Here is a 19,502-nt window from a genome sequence, read left to right on the forward strand (position 1 = left end):
AAGTGTTGTACACGACTTTGGGCAAATCGGGTCTAAAGGTCAGCCGGCTGTGCCTGGGCACGATGAATTTCGGCTGGACGACGGAAGAAAAGGAAGCCTTCCGCATCATGGATGCCGCTCTCGACGCCGGCATCAATTTCTTCGATACGGCGAACCAATACGCTTTGGGTCAAACGGAAGAAATAATCGGAAGGTGGTTTCGCCAGGGCAACGGACGTCGAGAGCGTACCGTTCTGGCAACGAAGGTTTATAACGATATTCACGACGAGAACGACGGACCGAACCGGGAAGCCGGATTGTCCGCCTATAAAATCCGCCGCCACTTGGAAGGCTCGCTGCGCCGTTTGCAAACGGACCATATCGAGTTGTATCAGATGCACCATATCGACCGGACCGTTAGCTGGGCCGAATTGTGGAACGCGTTTGAAATTGCCGCTTATCAGGGGAAAATCGGTTACGTCGGCTCGAGCAACTTTGCCGGATGGGATATCGCGGTCGCGCAGGGCGAAGCAAAAGCGCGCGGTAATATCGGTCTGGTATCCGAGCAGCATAAATACAATCTGCTCTGCCGGTTGCCGGAGTTGGAAGTGCTGCCTGCGTCTCAAAGCCTTGGCCTGGGGGTTATTCCGTGGAGCCCGCTTGACGGCGGCCTGCTTGCAGGTAACGCATTGCGTGGCGAATCAGGCAAACGTAGCGCCGATAATGAGCGGGTCGAGAAGCACCGGCCGCAGCTCGAAGCTTTCGCAAAGCTGTGTCGCGAGCTTGGGGAGCGCGAGGACGTTGTGGCGCTGGCATGGCTGCTCGCCAACCCGGCAGTGACCGCGCCGATTACCGGCGTCCGGACCATGGAGCAGTTCGAGCGCACGCTTCGTGCGGTAGAACTGGAACTGGACGAATCGACATTGAAGCGGCTCGATGAAATTTTCCCCGGACCGGGAGGAGATGCTCCGCGCGCTTACGCGTGGTAATTCATCGAAGCATGGCGCCGGTTGGGCCGATAAAAATTGTGCTCGTCTTTGGAGATACCGCGAGATAAGGATAATGGAGGCAGTCCGGGATCGGGCTGTCTCTTTCTTTCGCTTAATAATATAGCTACAATGAGTAAAACATAACCATTCCGTGGTTCACTACGAGGGGGCATAACAATATTGTTATGAACAGATCGACGCTGCAGCTTATCGTTAAAATCAGCGAATTGGGCAGTTTCACGAAAGCCGGTCTAGAACTCAATATGACTCAACCTGCCGTTAGCCGTGCGGTTAACATGCTCGAAGCGGAACTCGGCGTAACCTTGTTGATTCGGAATCGGCGCCAGGGGGTTATGCTGACGGATATTGGGGAACGAGTCGTTCGTCTTTTCCGGGGAATATTGGATGGATACGAGAAAGTCGATCAGGAGGCGGCCCGCGAGAAGGGACTCGAAACCGGAACGGTTCGAATCGGGGCGTTTCCCGTTGCCTCCACTTATTTTGTTCCTAAACTGTTGAGTCAAATCGCCAATTCATATCCCAATATCAAATTTGAAATCTTAGAAGGCACCATCGCGGAAATTAAAGAGTGGATCGAATGCCGCCGAATTGACGTCGGGTTTATTATTCCGCCGATTGACGAGTTCGATGCCTTTCATCTGCATCGCGAGGAGCTTTATGCCGTGTTTAGAAACGACCATCCTTTGACCGCAAAGACGGTCATTCAAGCTGCCGATCTTCTGGATCAATCGCTAATCGTTTGCACGGCAGGATATGAGTCCCCGGTCATGGGGTGGTTTGACCGTTCAGGAGAATCGATCAAAGCGAAATATAGCCTCTACAACAACATGACCACGCTTCAATTCATTCAAGAGGGAATGGGAATATCCGTGATGGCGGAGCTGTCGCTTATGAATTTGCCCGATAATATGGAGATACGCAGGCTTGATCCTCCCGGCTATCGTGATATTTACTTGGCGGTATCGTCATTCGATGAAAGCTCGATAGCCGCTAAAATGTTTATCGAAACCGCATTGCGACTTTTTCGCAGTCCCGCAGACGGCGCAGTTGCTGATAAACGGAATTTGCCGGCTGGAAACGAAACGGAAGAACGTCAGCCCGATCACAAAATATAAAGCAGGCGCCGCGGCGCCTGCTTTTCATATTGCGGACAGAATTCACGATTGACGATATCGAAAGGTTGTCATATCAAAAATGGTATCATGTATATTCCAAACATTTATTTTACTTATGTATAAAAGTGCAGTATGATCTGGGTGTCGCAAGCGATAAATGAAACAGGGCAGCTTAGAGATCCTCGACGAATGGGAGAAACAGATATGAATCGTATGACATACTCGGTTTTCATCATCGCTATCACCTTGATGATGGGACTTTCGTTTCCGATTGTCCGCATCGGCATGAACGACGGCGCGAGCCCATTTATGCTGATGGGTGTTCGCTTCCTCTTTGCGGGAGGGATCATGGCGCTGGCCATGATGCGAAGACCGCAACCCCGCGGCGCGAAGCAATGGGGGAAAATCGTCTTGCTTGGAGTAGTCAACATGGCCGGCGTCATGGGCTCCGCATCCTTTAGCATGCGTTGGATCACATCGGGAGAGTCGGCCATTCTGACGTTTACCAATCCGCTGCTGGTGATCGTGATCAGCGCGCTCTTTTTGGCCGTGCGCTATCGGGCTCGGCAATGGATCGGTACGGTGCTCGGTCTTGCCGGCGTCGTCATCACTTTTGGCACCGGCCTCAACGTGTCAACGGGAACGTTCATCGGGTTGTTGAGCGCGTTGTTTTTCGCTGTGGGGACACTGCTGGCGAAGCGCTGGGGCGACGAGTTCGATACGTTCGTGCTGGCCGGTTACCAAATGCTTGTCGGCGGCCTCGTATTGCTTGGCCTAAGCGCGATGGCCGAGCATCCGCGCCTGCCTGCCGATGCGACGTCGTTTGGCGTCCTGACGTATCTGGTTCTTTTCAGCTCGATCGTCCAGTTTGCGCTTTGGTTCTACTTGCTGAAGAAAACGGATCCTGCCCGCACGAGCGCATTCCTGTTTCTGGCGCCTTTCTTTGGGGTGCTCGGCGGCTGGGCGATGATCGGTGAGCCGATGCATTGGTACGTCGCCGCGGGCGGCGCGCTCATCTGTCTTGGGATCTTCCTGGTCAATTGGCAGACTGGCCGGAAGAGATCATTACCGACGTAATAATAGAGAGCTGCTCCTTACTCAAGCTCATGAACCCGCTCGCAGACTTTCCCCGATTTTAGGGATCGTCACGGAGACGACGATTGCCGTTTTGCCCCCTGAAAAGGGTCAAGAACCCGAGAATAAGCGGCAGGATCAACGTAGGCAGAAGGGTGGAAAAGGGGAGGATCGTCGTGTTGTACAATTCAAGTTCCGTCGGACGGACATAGCTCCGGGTGCCGATGGCGAAAAACAGCAGCCCAAACGGCAATATGAATCGCTTGGGCTCTTGGATCCGAAACAATTCGCTGACGATCGTCGTGAACAGATAGTGCGCAACAATGGTTTCGAACAAGGTGAAGACCGTCCAAATGCCGATGATGACGATCTCGATCCGCTCCAAATAGAGGCCGATTTTCACCAATTGAATGGAGGAGAAGAAGGGGAACGTCGCCGACTTCATCAGGTTCGTGCCAAGCGATCCGATGGCCAGATAGGTGGCAATCAGAAGGTAAGCGCACGAAAGGACGAGCCCGATAGAGGTGCCGGCCATGAGCCTCTTCTTATTGCCGATTCGGTGGAACAGGAAGATGAGAAGGGTCCCCTTCCCGAACGGGAAGGCATAAGACAGCAAAGTGCCGTAAGCGATCTCCGGCAAGCGGCTGTGAAACGCCGGCAGGAACGGGTTGGTCTCCACGTTGGGGATCATCAGCAAACAAATGACGGTAATCGAGATCAGGAACAGCGGGAGCATCACCTGCACCGTACGAACGATGGTTTCCAGCCCCAGGTAAACGGAATAAGACGTCGTCAGCACCAGCATCAGCATAATAAGCTCCGGCGAGGTATGCGGAAGAATGGCCGTCGTATAAAACAGCGACAACGCCCGAAGGGTCAAAACCGTAATGCTGACGGCGTAGAGCAGGGTGCCGACGACCGCCGCCTTTCCGAGCCATTTTCCGAGTAAAACCTGGTAGATTTCCGTCATGGTTTTGTCGGGGTATTGAACCTGCACATGCTTCATCAGCCACAGAATCAAAATACTGAGGACAATCGCCGAGACGTTCGCCATCCATACATCCTGCTGCAGGATCTTCGCTTCATTAAAGAATAAAGTCGAGAAGCCGGACAAATAAGTAAAGCAGATGCATCCGAATTGGAAGTTGCTTATTTTCAAAGTATCCGCCATTATGGATTCTCCGTTCGAATCTGCAGAAAGTGGAGCAGGAAATCGGATATCGGCTGGAAGAGAGCGCGGTTCACTTTTTGCACGGTCGGCCAGTAAGGGGCGGTAAACGGAACGAAGTACCCCGTGATGTAGAGGGTTAAGACGAGAAGAAACACCGCGTCGGATCTCCTCCTTTTTTTCCATATCCGGATCGATTGACTTGTCCCGTAAACCAGGTTAGCGATGCAGACGAGAACGGATATCATGTCAATTCCCCTCCAGACTTTGATTCATTCCGATAATCGTCAGCTTCACGTTCGCATGAATCTTCACGGGCATGGCCGGATAGAGTTCGTCCCACTTGTCTTTCATCCGGCTCCACTCCTTGGAATGATACTGGCGGATAAAATCGGATAAGCCCAGCAGATCGGCCTTGAAATCTCTTTGAAATCGTCTCAGGCTGCCCTCGATCATCTCTTCGATCTCCCGGCCGGCCGCTCGCTCCAATTGCTCCAAGGTTTCCGGCGATTGGATCTGCAGAGGCCGGTCCATGTCCATTAGAGTGGCTTTGAGGTTCATGTCGACGTCCATCGCCGGACCTTGATCCGATTGGCGAAAATGAAACTTTTTTTTCGGAGCGTGCATGAGCAGGGTCACATTAGCGGAGCGGGATTGAACTCGAAGCGCAAACTCCAGCTTGTTCCATTCTTTTCTCTTCGAGAGCATATAAACGGTTAATGTGTCCTGTCCGTTCAGCCAGCCGATGAATTTGCCTTTATGGAAGGCGGAACCGCCGCTAAGGACGAGCCCGGCCTCCGAGCGGCCGGCCCCGTGATTCGTGCGGAGTCTCCCCGTGACGAAGCCGCGGTACGGATCGGCAAACCAGTTCGAAATGTCCTTCAGAGTGAGGGAGATGCTCTTGCCCCATAAATGCTGGTTGATCGTTCTTCCGAGCAAATCGTTCGCCAACAGGTCGTTGGTCTCGGATTTATTTTTAAGCGTATCCAGCGCCTTGCCTTCGCTGACCAAGATATAGCTGGTCAAGCGGATATCGCGCGATCGGGTCATATAATCGACAATTTCATAAAAGGCATGTCTCGCCGCTTCCTCGCCGATAACAAAAAACTTGTCGTGCTGCCAGTTCATCGTCTTCCCCGCACGGCTTCGCAGATTGCGGGCCGCGTCCAGGATGGAGTCGCCCTGCGCGCTAGCCACCCATTCGTGGTGCTTGTCCGTTTTTTCCGTACTCGTGGCCGAAGGCAGGATGCAGTAAGCCGTGAAGATGAATTTGCCGCGCTCCTCGTCATAATCGACGCCGGTGATCATCACCAAGGCGACGTCGCTGATCTCCGTTATGTCCGTCGAGCATCCGGCCGCGATCGTCAGGAAGGCGGCAAACAGCAGCGCCCATCTAACCGGTCTCATCATCGCGCCGGTTAGACCCTGAGGATTGGATGTTCCTGTGCTGAATGGGAAGCAGAACATAATTTTCGATCACCTTCCGCCACTCTCTCCCGTCGAATAAAGGGACATACGGCTTGCCGAACGATTTCAGCGAACACAAATGCAGGAAGATCACGAACATCCCGAGAGACAAGCCGAATACGCCTGTCACGGCAGTCGTGAACATAAGGGGAAAGCGCAGCAGCCTGAGCGAAATGGCGGTGCTGAACTGCGGGATCGTAAACGAAGCGATTCCGGTCATGGCGACCACAATGACCATCGGCCGCGAGACGACGCCGGCATCGACCGCCGTTTCCCCGATAATGAGAGCGCCGACAATGCTTACGGACTGCCCCAATACGCGAGGCAGGCGAAGGCTGGCCTCCCGTAGAATTTCGAAAGCAATCTCCATGATCAAGGCTTCGATAAAGGTGGGAAACGGGATTCCCGCCTTGGACGAGAGGAAAGCAAGCATGAGCGGCGTCGGTATCATCTCTAGGTGAAACGTGGTCAGCGCGATATACAAGGACGGCCCGAACAAGGAAATGATCAAAGTAATCAACCGCAGCATCCGCAAAAAGTTGGCGAAATAAAACCGTTCGTACAAATCCTCGCTGGGGTGGAGGAAATCGGTGAACAAAGAAGGGGCGATCAGGGCGTTCGGCGATCCGTCGATAAGAATGGCCGTTTTCCCGTGATTCAGGGCGGAGGCGATCCGATCGGGCCGCTCCGTATTCAGAATTTGGGCGAACGGCGAATACTTGCTGTCCTGAATCCACTCCTCCAGCTGGGCGCTGTCGATCAGAACATTCATCTGAACGTCGCGGAGCCGCTTCAACACTTCCGCGAGTACCGGTTCGTCTACCCGGTTCTTCAGGTAGAGAACCATGACGGTCGTCTGGCTTTGCCGACCGATCTGGAACGGCACGGACTTTAATTCCGACGTCTTCAGTCTCCGGTACACCATGCTCAAATTTTTCTGAATGTCCTCGGTAAACCCCTCGCGCGGTCCGCGCACGTTCACCTCGATCTTAGGCTCCTCGATCGCACGCGTCTCATAGCCCGGCATGACGATTCCATACGCCATGAAGCGGCCTTCAATAAAAAAAACGACTCCTGCCGCCGAAATAAATTGCTCGACTTCCTCCATATGCCGTAACTGCTTAGCCGAGCCTAAACGGTTCATGAACTCTATATAAAAAGCATCCTTTCGGCCTTCCTCGTACTTATGGCCATCGCTCAAGACGCCGACGAGTTCCCGATTGAGGTTCTTTTCGTCCACAATGGTTCTTAAATAGGCAAAGGAAGCAGTGGGCCGGCCTTCCTCTATATCAAGGTCCCGGATCACGAACAAGTCGTTATCCGCGAACCGACGCGTCAAATCGTTCAAGGCATTCGCAACGGAGCCGCCGATCGGGTCCTGCTTCATTTTGTCTCCTCCGGTAATAAACGAGATGCCCTACGGCTGCAAAGACCATCTCCTATTCTGAGCAGGAAGCTGGAATTAAATTCATGCGGCAGCGCGATCGTGCGGATGGCCGGCTCCATATATCGAGCGGCTTCGCCCGGGAAGAGCTATAATAAGTTTTGCAAGTGCTTACATCCGAAAGGGAGGGGCAGAGATGTCCAATGAAGGCGGGGCCTATCTGGCCGGGCTTGGGGAAGAGCTGCGGCGGGAATGGCCGGACAACCGGACGGTCACGATCGTCTGCCACGGGCACAGCGTGCCGGCCGGATATTTCGCGACGCCGGCCGTGCAGACGTTCGACGCTTATCCGCATTTGATGCACAGGGGACTCAAAGAACGCTACCCGAACGCGGTCCTGAACGTGACGGTGACAGCCATCGGCGGGGAGCATTCCGCGAGCGGGCACGAACGTTTCGAACGGGACGTCCTGTTGCTGCGGCCGGACGCGGTCACGATCGATTACGGGCTGAACGACAGGGGGATCGGTCTGAAGGCGGCGGAAGACGCTTGGAGCGGCATGATCGAGGCGGCGCTGTCCCGCGGCATCCCGGTCGTGCTGCTCACGCCGACTCACGACAATAGCGGAACGGAGTCCGCGGATGCGGAACCATGGATTGCCTTGTGCGAGCACGCCGAGCAGATCAGGCGGCTGGCTCGCCGGTACCGGGTCGGACTGGCCGACAGCTTTGCCGCCTTCGAGTCGTACGTATCGGGCGCCGGAAATCTGTCGGACCTGCTGTCGTGGCCGAACCATCCGAACCGCCGGGGACACGAGCTGGTCGCGGCGGAACTGCTGCGTCTGTTCGATTAGCATCGCACCGGACTCGAAAGGAGGGGCTGCCGAGTGAGCGACCGAGCGGAGGAAGAAGAGAGGAACGGGAAGAAAGAGCCGGTTCGCGGCGTGCTCGACCGTTATGACGAGCTGCGTCTGAGGTGGAGCGGCTTGCTGACCGGGGGGACGGACTTCGATCCCCTCGTGCCGGAATTCGCAGGCATTATCGAGAGAATCACGGAGACGGCCGAAGCTTGGCGAACGTCGCTGCGAAGGGAGGAAGACTGCTCCTGCCTGTGGGACGACCTGAACGATTGGAGCAACACGGCCGCGCTGACCTCGAACTATACGCGCATCTGGCAGATGGCGTTGGCTTGCCGCACGTTCGGCTCGCCGCTGTACCGGCGTCCCGAATGGGAGCGCGACGTTATCGAGGCGCTGGACTGGATGCGCGCGAACCATTACTTTGCCGGCGCCGAGATGTACGGCAATTGGTGGGACTGGCACATCGGCGTGCCGATGAAGCTGCTGGACTGCATGACGCTGCTGTACGATCGCTTGAGCGAACGGCAGCGGGCCGATTATTTGGCGGCGATCGACCATTTCAAGCCGCATGTGGCGCCTACGGCAACGGGAGCCAACCGCGTCTGGGAGTGCCGGATTATCGCCGTGCGCGGGATCGTCGGCAAGGACGGCGGGAAGCTTGCCGCAGCGCGGGACGAACTGCGGCCCGTGTTCCCTTACGCGGAGGAGAAGGACGGCTTCTACCGGGACGGCTCGTACATCCAGCACGACACGTTCGCCTATACGGGCGGATACGGCCAGAGCTTGCTGCAAGAATTGAGCAGCTTGATCGTCCTGCTCGACGGCTCGCCGTGGGAGATAGGGAAGGACGATCGGGAGCAGGCGTACCGGTGGATTTTCGACTCCTACGAGCCCTTAATGTACAAAGGCCTCATGATGGACATGGCGATGGGTCGGGTTGTCTCGCGGAAGGAGGAGCAGAACCACAATGTCGGGCACATCATCGTCAGCTCCGTCGTCAAGCTGTCGCAGGTTGCCGAGGGTTCCGACGCCGTCGCGCTGAAGAGCATGGCCAAGGAATGGATACGCGCCAACGAGTGGCTGAACTTCTATTCCGCGGCCGGCCTGAGCACGGCCGTCGCTGCGAAGCGAATCGAGAATGACGCGGACGTGCCGCCGAGAGGCGAGCTTCGCATGCACAAATCGTTCGCTCGGATGGCGCGGACGGTTCACCATCGGCCGGGATTCGCGTTCGCGATCAGCATGCATTCCGATCGGATCTCCAATTACGAGTCGATCAACCGGGAGCATTTGCGCGGATGGCATACGGCGGACGGCATGACGTATCTGTACAACGGCGATCTCGGCCAATACGCCGACGCCTTCTGGCCGACCGTCGACAGCTTTCGTCTGCCGGGGACGACCGTGCTGCGAGGGACGGAAGTCCCCGCGAACCGTCCAAGCGATCGGAGTTGGGCGGGAGGGACGGAGCTGCTGGGCGCATACGGCGCGGCAGGGATGGAGCTTCATCCTCCGGGCCAATCGCTCGCCGCCCGGAAGTCCTGGTTCCTGTTCGACGACGAGATCGCGGCGCTCGGCTCGGACATTTCCGCGGAAGAGCCGATCATGGCGGAGACGATCGTCGAGAACCGCATGCTGAACCGAGAAGGGAACAACCGGCTGACGGTCGACGGCGAGCCGAAGCCGGATCGTGCGGGATGGTCCGAACGGATGGACGGCGCCCGATGGATGCACCTGCAGGGCAGCGTCCCCGGGTCCGACATCGGCTACTTTTTCCCGGAACCGGCGACGGTGCATGGCTTTCGCGAATCCAGAAGCGGAAGATGGCACGACATCAACCGCTTCGAGCCCGAAAGCGACCCTGCGCTGACGAGAGCTTATCTCGCCCTTTGGCTGGAGCATGGCGCCGCCCCGAGGCACGCGTCTTACGCTTACGTGCTGCTGCCGAATCGTTCGGCCGACGAGACGGAGCGTTACGCCCAAGCGCCCGCCATCGAGGTGCTCGCCAACACCGCCGAGGTTCATGCCGTCCGGCATCGGAAGCTGCGCGTCACGGGCATGAACTGCTGGATCGACGGAGGCGCAGAAGCCGGCGGAATCCGGGCGGACCGGCCATCGTCCGTCTTGACGATAGAGCGGGAGGGGCGTCTGGACGTGGCGATCTCGGACCCGACGTTCCGCAAGGACGGGATCATCGGTCTCGAGATCGCCCGGGAAGCGGAAGCCGTTCTGTCCCGCGACCCGGCCATCTCCGTCCTGAGCCTCGCGCCCGTCATCCGGCTCGCCGTAGATGCGCGCGAGGCCGGCGGGCGGACGCTTGACATCTGCTTTTCTACCGGCGGCTGACGCCGTTTCTCATCCGAATCCGGACGTTCCGACGAGGAGGCGTCCGGATTTTTCCTGTCCAGGGAGTGGAATCCTACTTCCGAACGGGGTCCCGACGGCCAAATATTGGCGATCGAATATAGCGCGATCGTGCGGGTAATCAGCGACTTTGTGAAATCCCCGGGACAGGTGCCCGATCTATAATGGAAACATACAAACGCTTTCATTTCGCAGGAGGTTACCCCATTGGACTCCCTTCATCCATCGCTGCCCGCGCAGCCCAAACGATCCGGCTTTCAACGCTTGATGCGGAATCGCAGCCTGCTGCTCATGTGCTTGCCGGCGATCGTTTTTTTCCTGATCTTCGCGTATCTCCCGATGCCGGGGCTCTACCTGGCGTTTATCAACTACAACTACACCGACGGCATCTTCCGCAGCCAATTCGTCGGCTTCGACAACTTCCGGTTCCTGGTCATCACCGGCGACCTGTGGCGGCTGACGTTCAATACGATCGCCTATAATATCGCCTTCATCCTGCTTGGCAACGTGGTCCAGATCGCGGTCGCCATCCTGCTCAACGAGATGCGGGCGAAGTGGTTCAAGAAGACGGCGCAGACGCTCATGTTCCTGCCGTATTTTATCTCGGCGGTTCTGGTCGGCCTCATCGCCTACAACATTCTCAGCTACGATTACGGCGTGCTGAACAGCATTCTGCAGTCGCTCGGCTTCGACAAGGCGAAGGTGTACTCGAACCCGAACGTGTGGCCTTTCATTATCGTCCTAACGTACTTGTGGCAGTCGACGGGATATGGTTCGATCGTCTACTTCGCCGCCATCATGGGAATGGATCACGAGATGATCGAGGCGGCGCAGATCGACGGGGCCAACGCGTTCCAACGGATTCGGCACATTATCCTGCCGTGGCTCAAGCCGACGTTCGTCATCCTGCTGCTGTTCTCGCTCGGCGGCATTCTCCGGGGCAACTTCGGGCTGTTCTTCAATCTGGTGGGGGCGAGCAACTCGTCGCTTTTCCCGACGACGGACATTATCGAGACTTACGTCTTCCGGGCGCTGATGACCAACTTCAACTTCTCGATGGGCAGCGCGGTCAGCATGTATCAATCGGTGTTCGGGTTCCTCGTCGTCCTGACGGCCAACTGGCTGGTCAAGAAGGTCTCGCCGGACAATTCGCTATTCTAGGAGGGGTGCGCAGTGGAAAATAGCGTCAAAAACCGGCGAATCCGCATGGACGCGTCGGAGATCACGGTCAAAACCATCGGCTACACAGCCATCAGCCTGTTCGCGCTGAGCTGCCTGCTCCCGTTCCTGTTCGTGCTGGGCACTTCGCTGACAAGCGAATCCTCGGTGCAGAAGCACGGCTTCAATATTTGGCCCCGCGAGTTTAGCGGCTTCGCTTACAAGATCGTGTTCGAGAATCCGGGCCAGATCGTCGGCGCCTATGCCGTCACCATCGGGCTGACGGTCGTCGGCACGGCGGTCGGCTTGCTCATCGTCGCCATGACGGGCTACGCCCTGCAGCGCCCCGACTTCGAATACCGCAACAAAGTGTCGTTCTTTATCTACTTTACGACGCTGTTTACCGGCGGACTGGTGCCGTTCTACCTGCTTATTACACAGTACCTGCATCTCAAGGACAACTACCTGTCCGTGCTCCTTCCCGGTCTGATGACGCCGTTCCTGATCATCATGATGAAGAGCTTCGTCCGTTCGATCCCGCACGCCATTACGGAATCGGCGAAGATCGACGGCGCCGGCGACTTCACCATCTTCCTCCGGCTCATTCTGCCGATGACGACGCCGGCACTGGCCACGATCGGCCTGTTCCTGGCGCTCGGCTACTGGAACGAATGGTACCACTCGATGCTTTTCCTGTCTCCCGACGTGAAGTACAGGCCCTTGCAGCTGTTCCTGTACAACGTCATTACAAGCTCGGACTTCATCAAAAATTCCGCGGCGATGTCCAACGTTCCGCTCCGCGACGTGCCGCTGGAGACGATGAAGATGGCGACCGCCATCGTCGCGACGGGCCCCGTCATGCTGTTCTACCCGCTCGTGCAGCGCTACTTCATCAAGGGCATTACGGTCGGCGCGGTCAAAGGGTGATATGTGCAGGCGCTTGTTCCGGCCTGATCGCATATATACGGGCTCTCGCGAGAGAGTCCGAACCGGATTTATCCATACCTAAGGGGGTTTTACCGTGGTAAAGACCAAGAAAGCAGGAACGCTGCTGCTGGCATCCGCGTTGACGGTTGCGCTTGCGGCGTGCTCCGGCGGCAACAACAACGGCGGAAATTCGGCAAGCGGCAGCGCTACGGCGCCGGCAAGCGGCGCAAGCTCGGCATCGGCGTCGGCGGACGCGGGCAAGCCGGACACGTCCAAGTTCGTGACGGTCAATTACGTCATTCTCGGCGACAAGCCGAAGAACGGCCAGTTCGAGAAAGTGCTCGCCAAAGTCAACGAGCTGCTGAAGGCCAAAGTGAACGCCCAGATCGAGTGGAAATGGGTGGAGTGGGCCGACTGGCAGACGAAGTACAACCTGCTGCTGGCGTCCGGCGAACAGCTCGATCTGATCACCGTCGGCACCGACTGGCTCGATACGTGGAGCAACGCCCAGCGCGGCGCGTTCCTTCCTTTGAGCGATGACATGCTGAAAACATACGCTCCGCAGACCTACGCCAACGTGAAGCCGGAGGAATGGGCGCAGACCAAGTACGACGGCAAGGTCGTCATCCTCCCGGAGAATCAATTTACGCAATGGGTGAATCACGGCTTTATTTATCGCGGGGATTGGGCGAAGGAAGCCGGCCTGCCCGATAAACTCACCAGTTGGGACGAGATCGAGAAGTATTTGCAATATATCAAGGATAACAAGCCGGACGTCGTCCCGTTCGATGTCGCGGCCGGCGGCAGCCTGAACATGATTTGGGACGGCTGGGACCAGTCGTTCACGAAAAATCTGCCGTTGCCGGTCACATCCGGGTTCCTGCCGATGTTCTACGCCAAGTCCTACGACGAGCCGTACACGGCGGTGTCCCCGATTTTCGACGATACGTTCATGAATTATGTGAAGAAGATGAAGGAATGGGCCGACAAAGGCTTCTGGCGCGAGGACGTGCTGAATAACAAGGTCGACATTACGACGCAGCTGGAAGCCGGCTTGACCGGTCTGATGAGCCACCATACTTCGCAATTCTCGGGGCTTCGCCCCACCATGGACAAGAAGCAGCCGGGCTCCGATCTGCAGTTCTTCCCGTTCGCGCGTCCGAACCAGAATCTGATGGCGACGTCGATCACGCACGGCGGCACCTCGATCGGCGCGCACAGCAAAAACCCGGAGCGCGCGCTCATGGTCTACGACCTGCTGCGCAACGACAAAGAGATTTACGACCTGATCAACTACGGCATCGAAGGCACTCAGTACGAGATCAAGGACAACAAGCGCGTGCTTCCCGCCGGCTACGACGAGACGAGAGACGCGTTCTACTCCGACTTCTGGGGCGGCCGCAACGACAAGCTGGAGATCCCGTCCGATCAGACGTGGGATAAGATCGACACGCTGTACCAGGAATACGATTCGTACAAGAAGCCCTATATTTACGGGCAGTTCGTCTTCGACAAATCGAAAGTCCAGGCGGAGCTGGCCGCGATCTCGCAGGTGTCGAGCCAGATGGGCCCGTCGCTGTCGTTCGGCCAGATGAAGGATCCGGAGAAAGCGGTGCAGGATTTCCGCGACAAGCTGAAGCAGGCCGGTTACGACAAGGTGATGGCCGAACTGCAAAGACAGCTTGACGATTACAAAAAGCTGATCGAGAGCCAGCAGTAAGGGGATTCGCCGATGACGACGACCGCAGCGCCCGGTCGTTCCGTCCTCCCCCTCGAAGGCGTGTGGAGCTTCTCCCCGGATCCCGGCAGCGCCGGGGTCCGGGAGAAGTGGTACGCGCGGAAGCTGGAAGACGCGGTTCGTCTTCCGGGGACGACGGACGAGAACGCCAAGGGCGAACGCAACGACAAGATCGAGACGAATCACTTGAGCCGAAAATGGACGTACGAAGGGCCGGCCTGGTACCAGACGGACGTGGACATTCCGCGGGAGTGGGCCGGCAAGCGGATCGTCTTCTTCATGGAACGCACGAAGAGCAGTACGGTCTGGGTCGACGAACGGCGGGCGGGGGAGGGCGACAGTTTGACGACCCCTCATGAGTACGACCTGACTCCGTTCCTGACGCCCGGCAAGCACCGCCTCAGCGTTCGGATCGACAACGCGGACCATCCGTCCATCGGCGATCCGCACCAGATCAGCAACCATACGCAGACGAACTGGAACGGGATCGTCGGACGGATCGAGCTGCGGGCCACCGACCGTTTCTGGATCGACGATGCGCAGGTGTACGCGGAGCCTCGGGAGAACCGGGTTCGCGTCCGGCTGCGCATCGGGAACGAGTCCGGAGCGGAGGCGGCGGGGCGGGTGACGCTGAGCTTTGCCGCCGCGAACGGCGATGGCGGCAGCGACGGCGGCATCCTCCCGGCCGAGCGGGAGATCGTCTGCGCCCGCGGGATGCAGACATTCGAGATCGACTGCGAGCTGAAGCCGGAGGAGGTCCGGCTCTGGGATGAGTTCCGCCCGCAGCTGTACCGGCTGACGGCGTCTTTATCCGCGCGTAGGGGAGGGGCGGCTTTTGCCGACGCGCTCGAGGCCGAATTCGGCGTCAGGGAATTCCGCGCCGAGGGCACCCAATTCGCGGCGAACGGCCGCACGGTCTTCCTGCGCGGAAAAAACGACGCCTGCGTGTTCCCGCTCACCGGCTACGCGCCGATGGACATGGAGGCGTGGACGCGCGTGTTCGAGATCGCCAAATCGTATGGAATCAATCATTACCGGTTCCATACGTGGTGCCCGCCGGAGGCGGCGTTCGCGGCGGCGGACCGGGCCGGCATCTACCTGCAGCCGGAGCTGCCGTTCTGGTACCCGCTGCTCGAACCTGGCGAAGAAGGGTATGATCCCGCCGTCAAGGCGTATTTGCTGCGGGAAGGCGAACGCATCCTCGCCGAATACGGCAACCATCCGTCGTTCGCGATGTTCGCGCTCGGCAACGAATTGATCGGCAGCCGCCGGGAGCTGATGGACCTGGTGAGGCGATTCCGGGAGTTCGACAGCAGACATCTATACGCGGAAGGTTCGAACAACAATTACAGTACGCCCGATTGGGCGGAGGGCCAGGATTTCTGGGTGACGATGAGAACCGGCATCGGGGGCTTCCCGGTTCGCGGCTCGTTCGCGACGGCGAATCCGCCGCTCGGACACGTCCAGGTGAACGAACCGTCCGCGGCAATCGACTATCGGAGCAGCATCGAGCGCGTCCAAGGGCCCGTCGTCGGACACGAGATCGGCCAGTATCAGATCTATCCGAACTACCGGGAGATCGACAAGTATACGGGCGTGCTGGAGCCGCGCAATCTGCGGGAGTTCCGGGACCGGCTCGAGCGGGCCGGCATGGCGGATCAAGCCGACGGCTTCTTCCGCGCTTCGGGGGCGCTGGCGGTCGCCTGCTACCGCGAGGAGATCGAAGCGGCGCTGCGCACGCCGGGGTTCGGCGGGTTCCAGCTGCTGGACCTGCAGGATTTCCCGGGGCAGGGAACGGCGCTGGTCGGAATCCTGGACGCTTTCCTGGATTCCAAAGGGCTTATTGAACCTTCGGAATGGCGGCAGTTCTGCGAGGCCACCGTCCTTCTGCTGACAATGGAGAAGTATGTATGGCATACGGGCGAGACGTTCAAGGCGTCGTTTAAGATCGCGAATTACGGGGAATCGGCGGTCTCGGGCGCCGTTCCGGAGTGGGCGCTGCTGGACGAGAACGGCCGCGAGCTGGCGTCGGGAACGCTTCAGTCGCGGAACGTTCCTCAAGGGCAGCTTACAACGCTGGGATTGATCGAACTCGATCTGCGCAGCTTCACGGCGCCGGCCAAGCGGTTCGTGGAAATTCGCCTGAAAGGCACGAGTGCGAGCTTCCGCAACCGTTATCCGCTGTGGATCTATCCGGACCGTCCGGGCGAGTGGTCGGCGGAAGGCGTGCACGTTCGCCGGAAGCTGGACCGGGCGGCGCTCGATCTGCTCCGGCAGGGCGAGAAGGTCCTCCTGCTGCCGGAACGGAACGCGATCCGGGAACGGGTGGAAGGGACGTTCGCCTCCGATTTCTGGAACTATTCGATGTTCAAGTCGATCGCCGAAGCGGAGCGGATGCCGGTCGCGCCCGGCACGCTCGGCATCCTTTGCGACCCGGCGCATCCGGCGCTCGCCGATTTTCCGACCGATTCGCACGCCGACTGGCAGTGGGGGCGGCTGCTTCCGTTCGCGCCTTCCGTCATTCTGGACCGCGCGCCGGCGGGGTACCGCCCGATCGTCCAGACGATCGACAACTTCGGGCGGAACCATAAATTGGGCGTCCTGTTCGAAGGCAAGGCCGGCCCCGGAAAGCTGCTCGTCTGCACGATCGATCTCCCGGCGCTGCGCAACAAGCCGGAGGCGAAGCAGCTGATGGCCAGCCTGCTCCGCTACGCGCAGTCCGACCGGTTCGATCCCCGGACGGAGTGGACCGAAGACCTGCTCGGCGAATGGTTCGCCGGCAGCCGATAGGAGGCGAGCGTACGATGACAGAGAAGACAACGAACCGGTATTCGCTGGATCTCGGCCGGACGTATCAGACGATCGACCATTTCGGCGCTTCGGGCGCCTGGTCGATGGATCCGATCGGGAAGATGTGGTCGGAGGAGAGCAAAACCCGAGTCGCCGACCTCCTTTTCTCGCAAGAGAAAGGAATCGGGCTCAGCGGCTGGCGCTTCGCGATCGGGTCGGGCGGCGGCGAGGGCAACCCGGACTATCCGGAGCCGCTGCTGTGGCGCGGGCATTCCGACACGTTCAAGCCGACGTCGCATCTGCCGTACGACTGGAGCACGCACGAGGGCCAGCGCTGGTTCTTGAAGGCGGCGAAGCTTCGCGGCGTCGATCGAATCGTGGCGATGGCGTATTCCCCGCCGAGATGGCTCGCCAAGAACGGGCGGATCGCGCCGGACGAGAGCGTCGGACAGAGCAATCTGGCCGACGACCGGATCGGCGAATTCGCCTGTTACCTGGCGGATATCGTCCGGCATTTCGCCGAGGAAGAGATTCCGTTCGACGTCATCAGCCCGGTCAACGAGCCTTCCTGGTGCTGGGACGATAGCCGGCAGGAAGGCAATCGCTACACGAACGAGCAGATCAAGTTGCTCGTGCGCGCGCTGCACGGGGAGCTGCGGAGGCGCAACCTGCCGACCGAGATCGATATCGCCGAAACCGCGGAGATTGCCGCCCTGCTGGATGACGAGGACGTGCAGGCGTTCGACCCGCGGCTTTCTTTTTATAAGGGGCACGGCAACGAAGCCAAACACGGGGGCAAATACCGCGAATATATCAAGGACTTCCTCGGGGATTCGGACTTCGCTCTCATGATCGGCAACAAGCTCTCTTATCATTCCTATTGGGCCGATCATGCGAACGACGGGGATCGCTTGCTGGCGTATCGGGAGCGGCTGAGACAGGCGCTGGACCGGCATGCGCCGGCGGCGAAGCTGTGGGAGACGGAGTACTGCAACCTGAACGCCGACGGAGCGGTCCGCGATTTGGGGATGGGGCTCGCGCTGTTCACCGCCCGCGTCATCCATCACGATCTGACGGTCGCCCGGGCGTCGGCGTGGAGCTGGTGGCTGGCGCTGTCCCCGCACGACTTCAAGGACGGGCTGATCTACACCGATTTCGCCCGTCGCGGCGATCCGGAGACGGTGCTGCCTTCCAAAACGCTGTGGGCGCTCGGCCATTACAGCCGCTTCGTTCGTCCGGGAGCGGCGAGGGTGGAGCTGGCCGGCCCGTCCGACAAGGACGGGCTGATGGCGTCCGCCTACGCGCATCCCGCGAACCGGACGCTGACGGTCGTCCTGCTCAATTACGCGGAACAAGCAGCGGACGTGGATTTGGCCGGCGAGCCGGGCTGGCCGGACGAGATGACCGGGTACTTGACGTCGGACCGCGAAGGGGACGATCTGCGCAGCTTCGGCGCCGTTCGTCCGTCCGAGCCGCTCGCCGTCCCGGGCCGGTCTATCGTTACGCTTCACGGGAGTCTTCCGGAGGGAGCCGGCTTTTCTCTTTGAGAGACTTGCGGTACTGCGACGGGTTCATGCCGAAATACTTGGTGAACTGCCTCGTGAAATAGTCCGGCGAATTAAAGCCGACGTCCAGCGCGATATCGGTCACCGTTCGTTCGGTAAAAGCAAGCTTTTTCTCCGCCTGCTTCAGGCGGTATTTGAGCAGCGTGTCGATGATGGATTCCCCGACCTGTTCCTTGAACAGGTGCGTCAGGCGGGACGGAGACAGACATACCGTCTGGGCCAAATCCTCGATTTGGTGGGAATCCATGTACCGCTGCGACAGCAGGGTCAGCACTTCCTTGACCCGCGGGTCCATATATTTGTCGCTCGTATCCTCGTTGGAGATGAGCAGGATGATCTCCTCAAGCGCATTCATCGCCAGTTCTTCCCGATGAGACAGAAGAGGTTCCAGATTATAGCGAATGGTCCGCATAAAAGCGTGCTGAATGTACGTTTTGTGCGTTTTGTTCCGGATGGGCATATGGATGAGCGGATGCGTCGCCTTGGGCAGCCGAATCCAATCCAGCCATCGCTCGTTCGGCATAAAATGAGCCCACAGCTTCTCCCACGCGTTGTCCGGAGCCGTGTAGAAATAATGCGGGGTACCGGGCGGGATGACGGTGATGTCCCCTTCCTTGCTCTCCAGCACGCTGCCGTTATTCTCGATCAGGCCTTTCCCGGACAGCGTATACATGATCAGCCAATCCTTCGTTCCCGCGGAACGAAAGCACGTATACCCGTACGGCTGGTTGTAGTACTCGGCCACGAGAATTCCCGGAGGGTGCGTCCAAGATTCGCGAATAGCCGGATCGTGAGGGTGAATCGGCATCTTCATCATTCCTTTCGCTCGGTCTCATTCTACAACCGGGAAAGAAGAAATATCAATAGATAATAGGCATTTGCATGTTGAAAAATTGACCAATGG

General features: G+C 58.5%; 15 protein-coding genes. 10 read left to right on the forward strand and 5 right to left on the reverse strand.

What is annotated here, in order from left to right; translation table 11 throughout:
* The first annotated feature begins 2 nt into the window (after positions 1–2).
* The 3 genes from H7C18_RS25040 (at position 3) to H7C18_RS25050 (ending at position 3,181) form a co-directional block, all read left to right on the forward strand.
* Positions 3–968: an aldo/keto reductase gene (locus H7C18_RS25040; RefSeq protein ID WP_185131837.1), complete on the forward strand. Its 966-nt coding sequence runs from the start codon at positions 3–5 to the stop codon at positions 966–968.
* Between the two features lie 185 nt (positions 969–1,153).
* Positions 1,154–2,104, forward strand: coding sequence for a LysR family transcriptional regulator (locus H7C18_RS25045; RefSeq protein WP_185131838.1), 951 nt, complete (start codon positions 1,154–1,156; stop codon positions 2,102–2,104).
* Positions 2,105–2,308: 204 nt separating this feature from the next.
* Positions 2,309–3,181: a DMT family transporter gene (locus H7C18_RS25050; RefSeq protein WP_185131839.1), complete on the forward strand. Its 873-nt coding sequence runs from the start codon at positions 2,309–2,311 to the stop codon at positions 3,179–3,181.
* Positions 3,182–3,239: 58 nt separating this feature from the next.
* Here the strand turns inward: H7C18_RS25050 and H7C18_RS25055 are convergent, their stop codons facing one another.
* The 4 genes from H7C18_RS25055 to H7C18_RS25070 form a co-directional block, all read right to left on the reverse strand.
* A complete protein-coding gene (locus tag H7C18_RS25055) occupies positions 3,240–4,349 on the reverse strand; it encodes a GerAB/ArcD/ProY family transporter (protein WP_185131840.1) in 1,110 nt (369 codons plus the stop codon).
* Positions 4,349–4,504: a hypothetical protein gene (locus H7C18_RS25060; RefSeq protein WP_185131841.1), complete on the reverse strand. Its 156-nt coding sequence runs from the start codon at positions 4,502–4,504 to the stop codon at positions 4,349–4,351. The genes H7C18_RS25055 and H7C18_RS25060 overlap by 1 nt, the downstream gene beginning before the upstream one ends.
* A 91-nt stretch (positions 4,505–4,595) precedes the next feature.
* Positions 4,596–5,756 carry a Ger(x)C family spore germination protein gene (locus tag H7C18_RS25065; RefSeq protein ID WP_185131842.1) on the reverse strand — a complete coding sequence of 387 codons (1,161 nt, stop codon included), beginning with the start codon at positions 5,754–5,756 and terminating at the stop codon, positions 4,596–4,598.
* Entirely contained in the window at positions 5,740–7,200 is a 1,461-nt protein-coding gene (locus H7C18_RS25070) for a spore germination protein (protein ID WP_185131843.1), read from the reverse strand. The genes H7C18_RS25065 and H7C18_RS25070 overlap by 17 nt, the downstream gene beginning before the upstream one ends.
* Positions 7,201–7,393: 193 nt before the next feature.
* Between H7C18_RS25070 and H7C18_RS25075 the strand changes: the two genes are divergently transcribed.
* The 7 genes from H7C18_RS25075 (at position 7,394) to H7C18_RS25105 (ending at position 18,580) form a co-directional block, all read left to right on the forward strand.
* On the forward strand, positions 7,394–8,050 hold the full coding sequence (locus H7C18_RS25075) for an SGNH/GDSL hydrolase family protein (RefSeq protein WP_185131844.1): 657 nt from the start codon (positions 7,394–7,396) through the stop codon (positions 8,048–8,050).
* Between the two features lie 33 nt (positions 8,051–8,083).
* Positions 8,084–10,402 (forward strand): polysaccharide lyase family 8 super-sandwich domain-containing protein, encoded by a 2,319-nt coding sequence (locus tag H7C18_RS25080; RefSeq protein ID WP_185131845.1) that lies wholly within the window; start codon positions 8,084–8,086, stop codon positions 10,400–10,402.
* 285 nt (positions 10,403–10,687) lie between these two features.
* Complete coding sequence (locus H7C18_RS25085; RefSeq protein WP_185132011.1) at positions 10,688–11,581, forward strand: ABC transporter permease; 894 nt, start codon at positions 10,688–10,690, stop codon at positions 11,579–11,581.
* 45 nt (positions 11,582–11,626) lie between these two features.
* Positions 11,627–12,505: a carbohydrate ABC transporter permease gene (locus H7C18_RS25090; RefSeq protein WP_185132012.1), complete on the forward strand. Its 879-nt coding sequence runs from the start codon at positions 11,627–11,629 to the stop codon at positions 12,503–12,505.
* 94 nt (positions 12,506–12,599) lie between these two features.
* Positions 12,600–14,225 (forward strand): DUF3502 domain-containing protein, encoded by a 1,626-nt coding sequence (locus H7C18_RS25095; RefSeq protein WP_185131846.1) that lies wholly within the window; start codon positions 12,600–12,602, stop codon positions 14,223–14,225.
* Positions 14,226–14,237: 12 nt separating this feature from the next.
* Positions 14,238–17,033, forward strand: a complete 2,796-nt coding sequence (locus H7C18_RS25100; RefSeq protein ID WP_185131847.1) for a sugar-binding domain-containing protein — start codon at positions 14,238–14,240, stop codon at positions 17,031–17,033.
* 14 nt (positions 17,034–17,047) lie between these two features.
* Complete coding sequence (locus H7C18_RS25105) at positions 17,048–18,580, forward strand: glycoside hydrolase (protein ID WP_185131848.1); 1,533 nt, start codon at positions 17,048–17,050, stop codon at positions 18,578–18,580.
* Here H7C18_RS25105 and H7C18_RS25110 read toward each other — a convergent pair.
* Positions 18,534–19,406 carry a helix-turn-helix domain-containing protein gene (locus H7C18_RS25110; protein WP_185131849.1) on the reverse strand — a complete coding sequence of 291 codons (873 nt, stop codon included), beginning with the start codon at positions 19,404–19,406 and terminating at the stop codon, positions 18,534–18,536. The two genes, H7C18_RS25105 and H7C18_RS25110, sit on opposite strands and share 47 nt — an antisense overlap.
* Between the last annotated feature and the right edge of the window lie 96 nt (positions 19,407–19,502).

The sequence above is a fragment of the Cohnella zeiphila genome (genome assembly GCF_014212055.1).
GTDB classification, from domain to species: Bacteria; Bacillota; Bacilli; order Paenibacillales; family Paenibacillaceae; genus Cohnella; species Cohnella zeiphila.

Bases quoted from the DNA above. Each gene is read 5' to 3' on its own strand.
- H7C18_RS25085 (WP_185132011.1), top strand. From the start codon at position 10,688: ATGCGGAATCGCAGCCTGCTGCTCATGTGCTTGCCGGCGATCGTTTTT.
- H7C18_RS25075 (WP_185131844.1), top strand. From the start codon at position 7,394: ATGTCCAATGAAGGCGGGGCCTATCTGGCCGGGCTTGGGGAAGAGCTG.
- H7C18_RS25100 (WP_185131847.1), top strand. From the start codon at position 14,238: ATGACGACGACCGCAGCGCCCGGTCGTTCCGTCCTCCCCCTCGAAGGC.
- H7C18_RS25090 (WP_185132012.1), top strand. From the start codon at position 11,627: ATGGACGCGTCGGAGATCACGGTCAAAACCATCGGCTACACAGCCATC.
- H7C18_RS25065 (WP_185131842.1), bottom strand. From the start codon at position 5,756: ATGATGAGACCGGTTAGATGGGCGCTGCTGTTTGCCGCCTTCCTGACG.
- H7C18_RS25050 (WP_185131839.1), top strand. From the start codon at position 2,309: ATGAATCGTATGACATACTCGGTTTTCATCATCGCTATCACCTTGATG.
- H7C18_RS25045 (WP_185131838.1), top strand. From the start codon at position 1,154: ATGAACAGATCGACGCTGCAGCTTATCGTTAAAATCAGCGAATTGGGC.
- H7C18_RS25105 (WP_185131848.1), top strand. From the start codon at position 17,048: ATGACAGAGAAGACAACGAACCGGTATTCGCTGGATCTCGGCCGGACG.
- H7C18_RS25070 (WP_185131843.1), bottom strand. From the start codon at position 7,200: ATGAAGCAGGACCCGATCGGCGGCTCCGTTGCGAATGCCTTGAACGAT.
- H7C18_RS25055 (WP_185131840.1), bottom strand. From the start codon at position 4,349: ATGGCGGATACTTTGAAAATAAGCAACTTCCAATTCGGATGCATCTGC.
- H7C18_RS25110 (WP_185131849.1), bottom strand. From the start codon at position 19,406: ATGCCGATTCACCCTCACGATCCGGCTATTCGCGAATCTTGGACGCAC.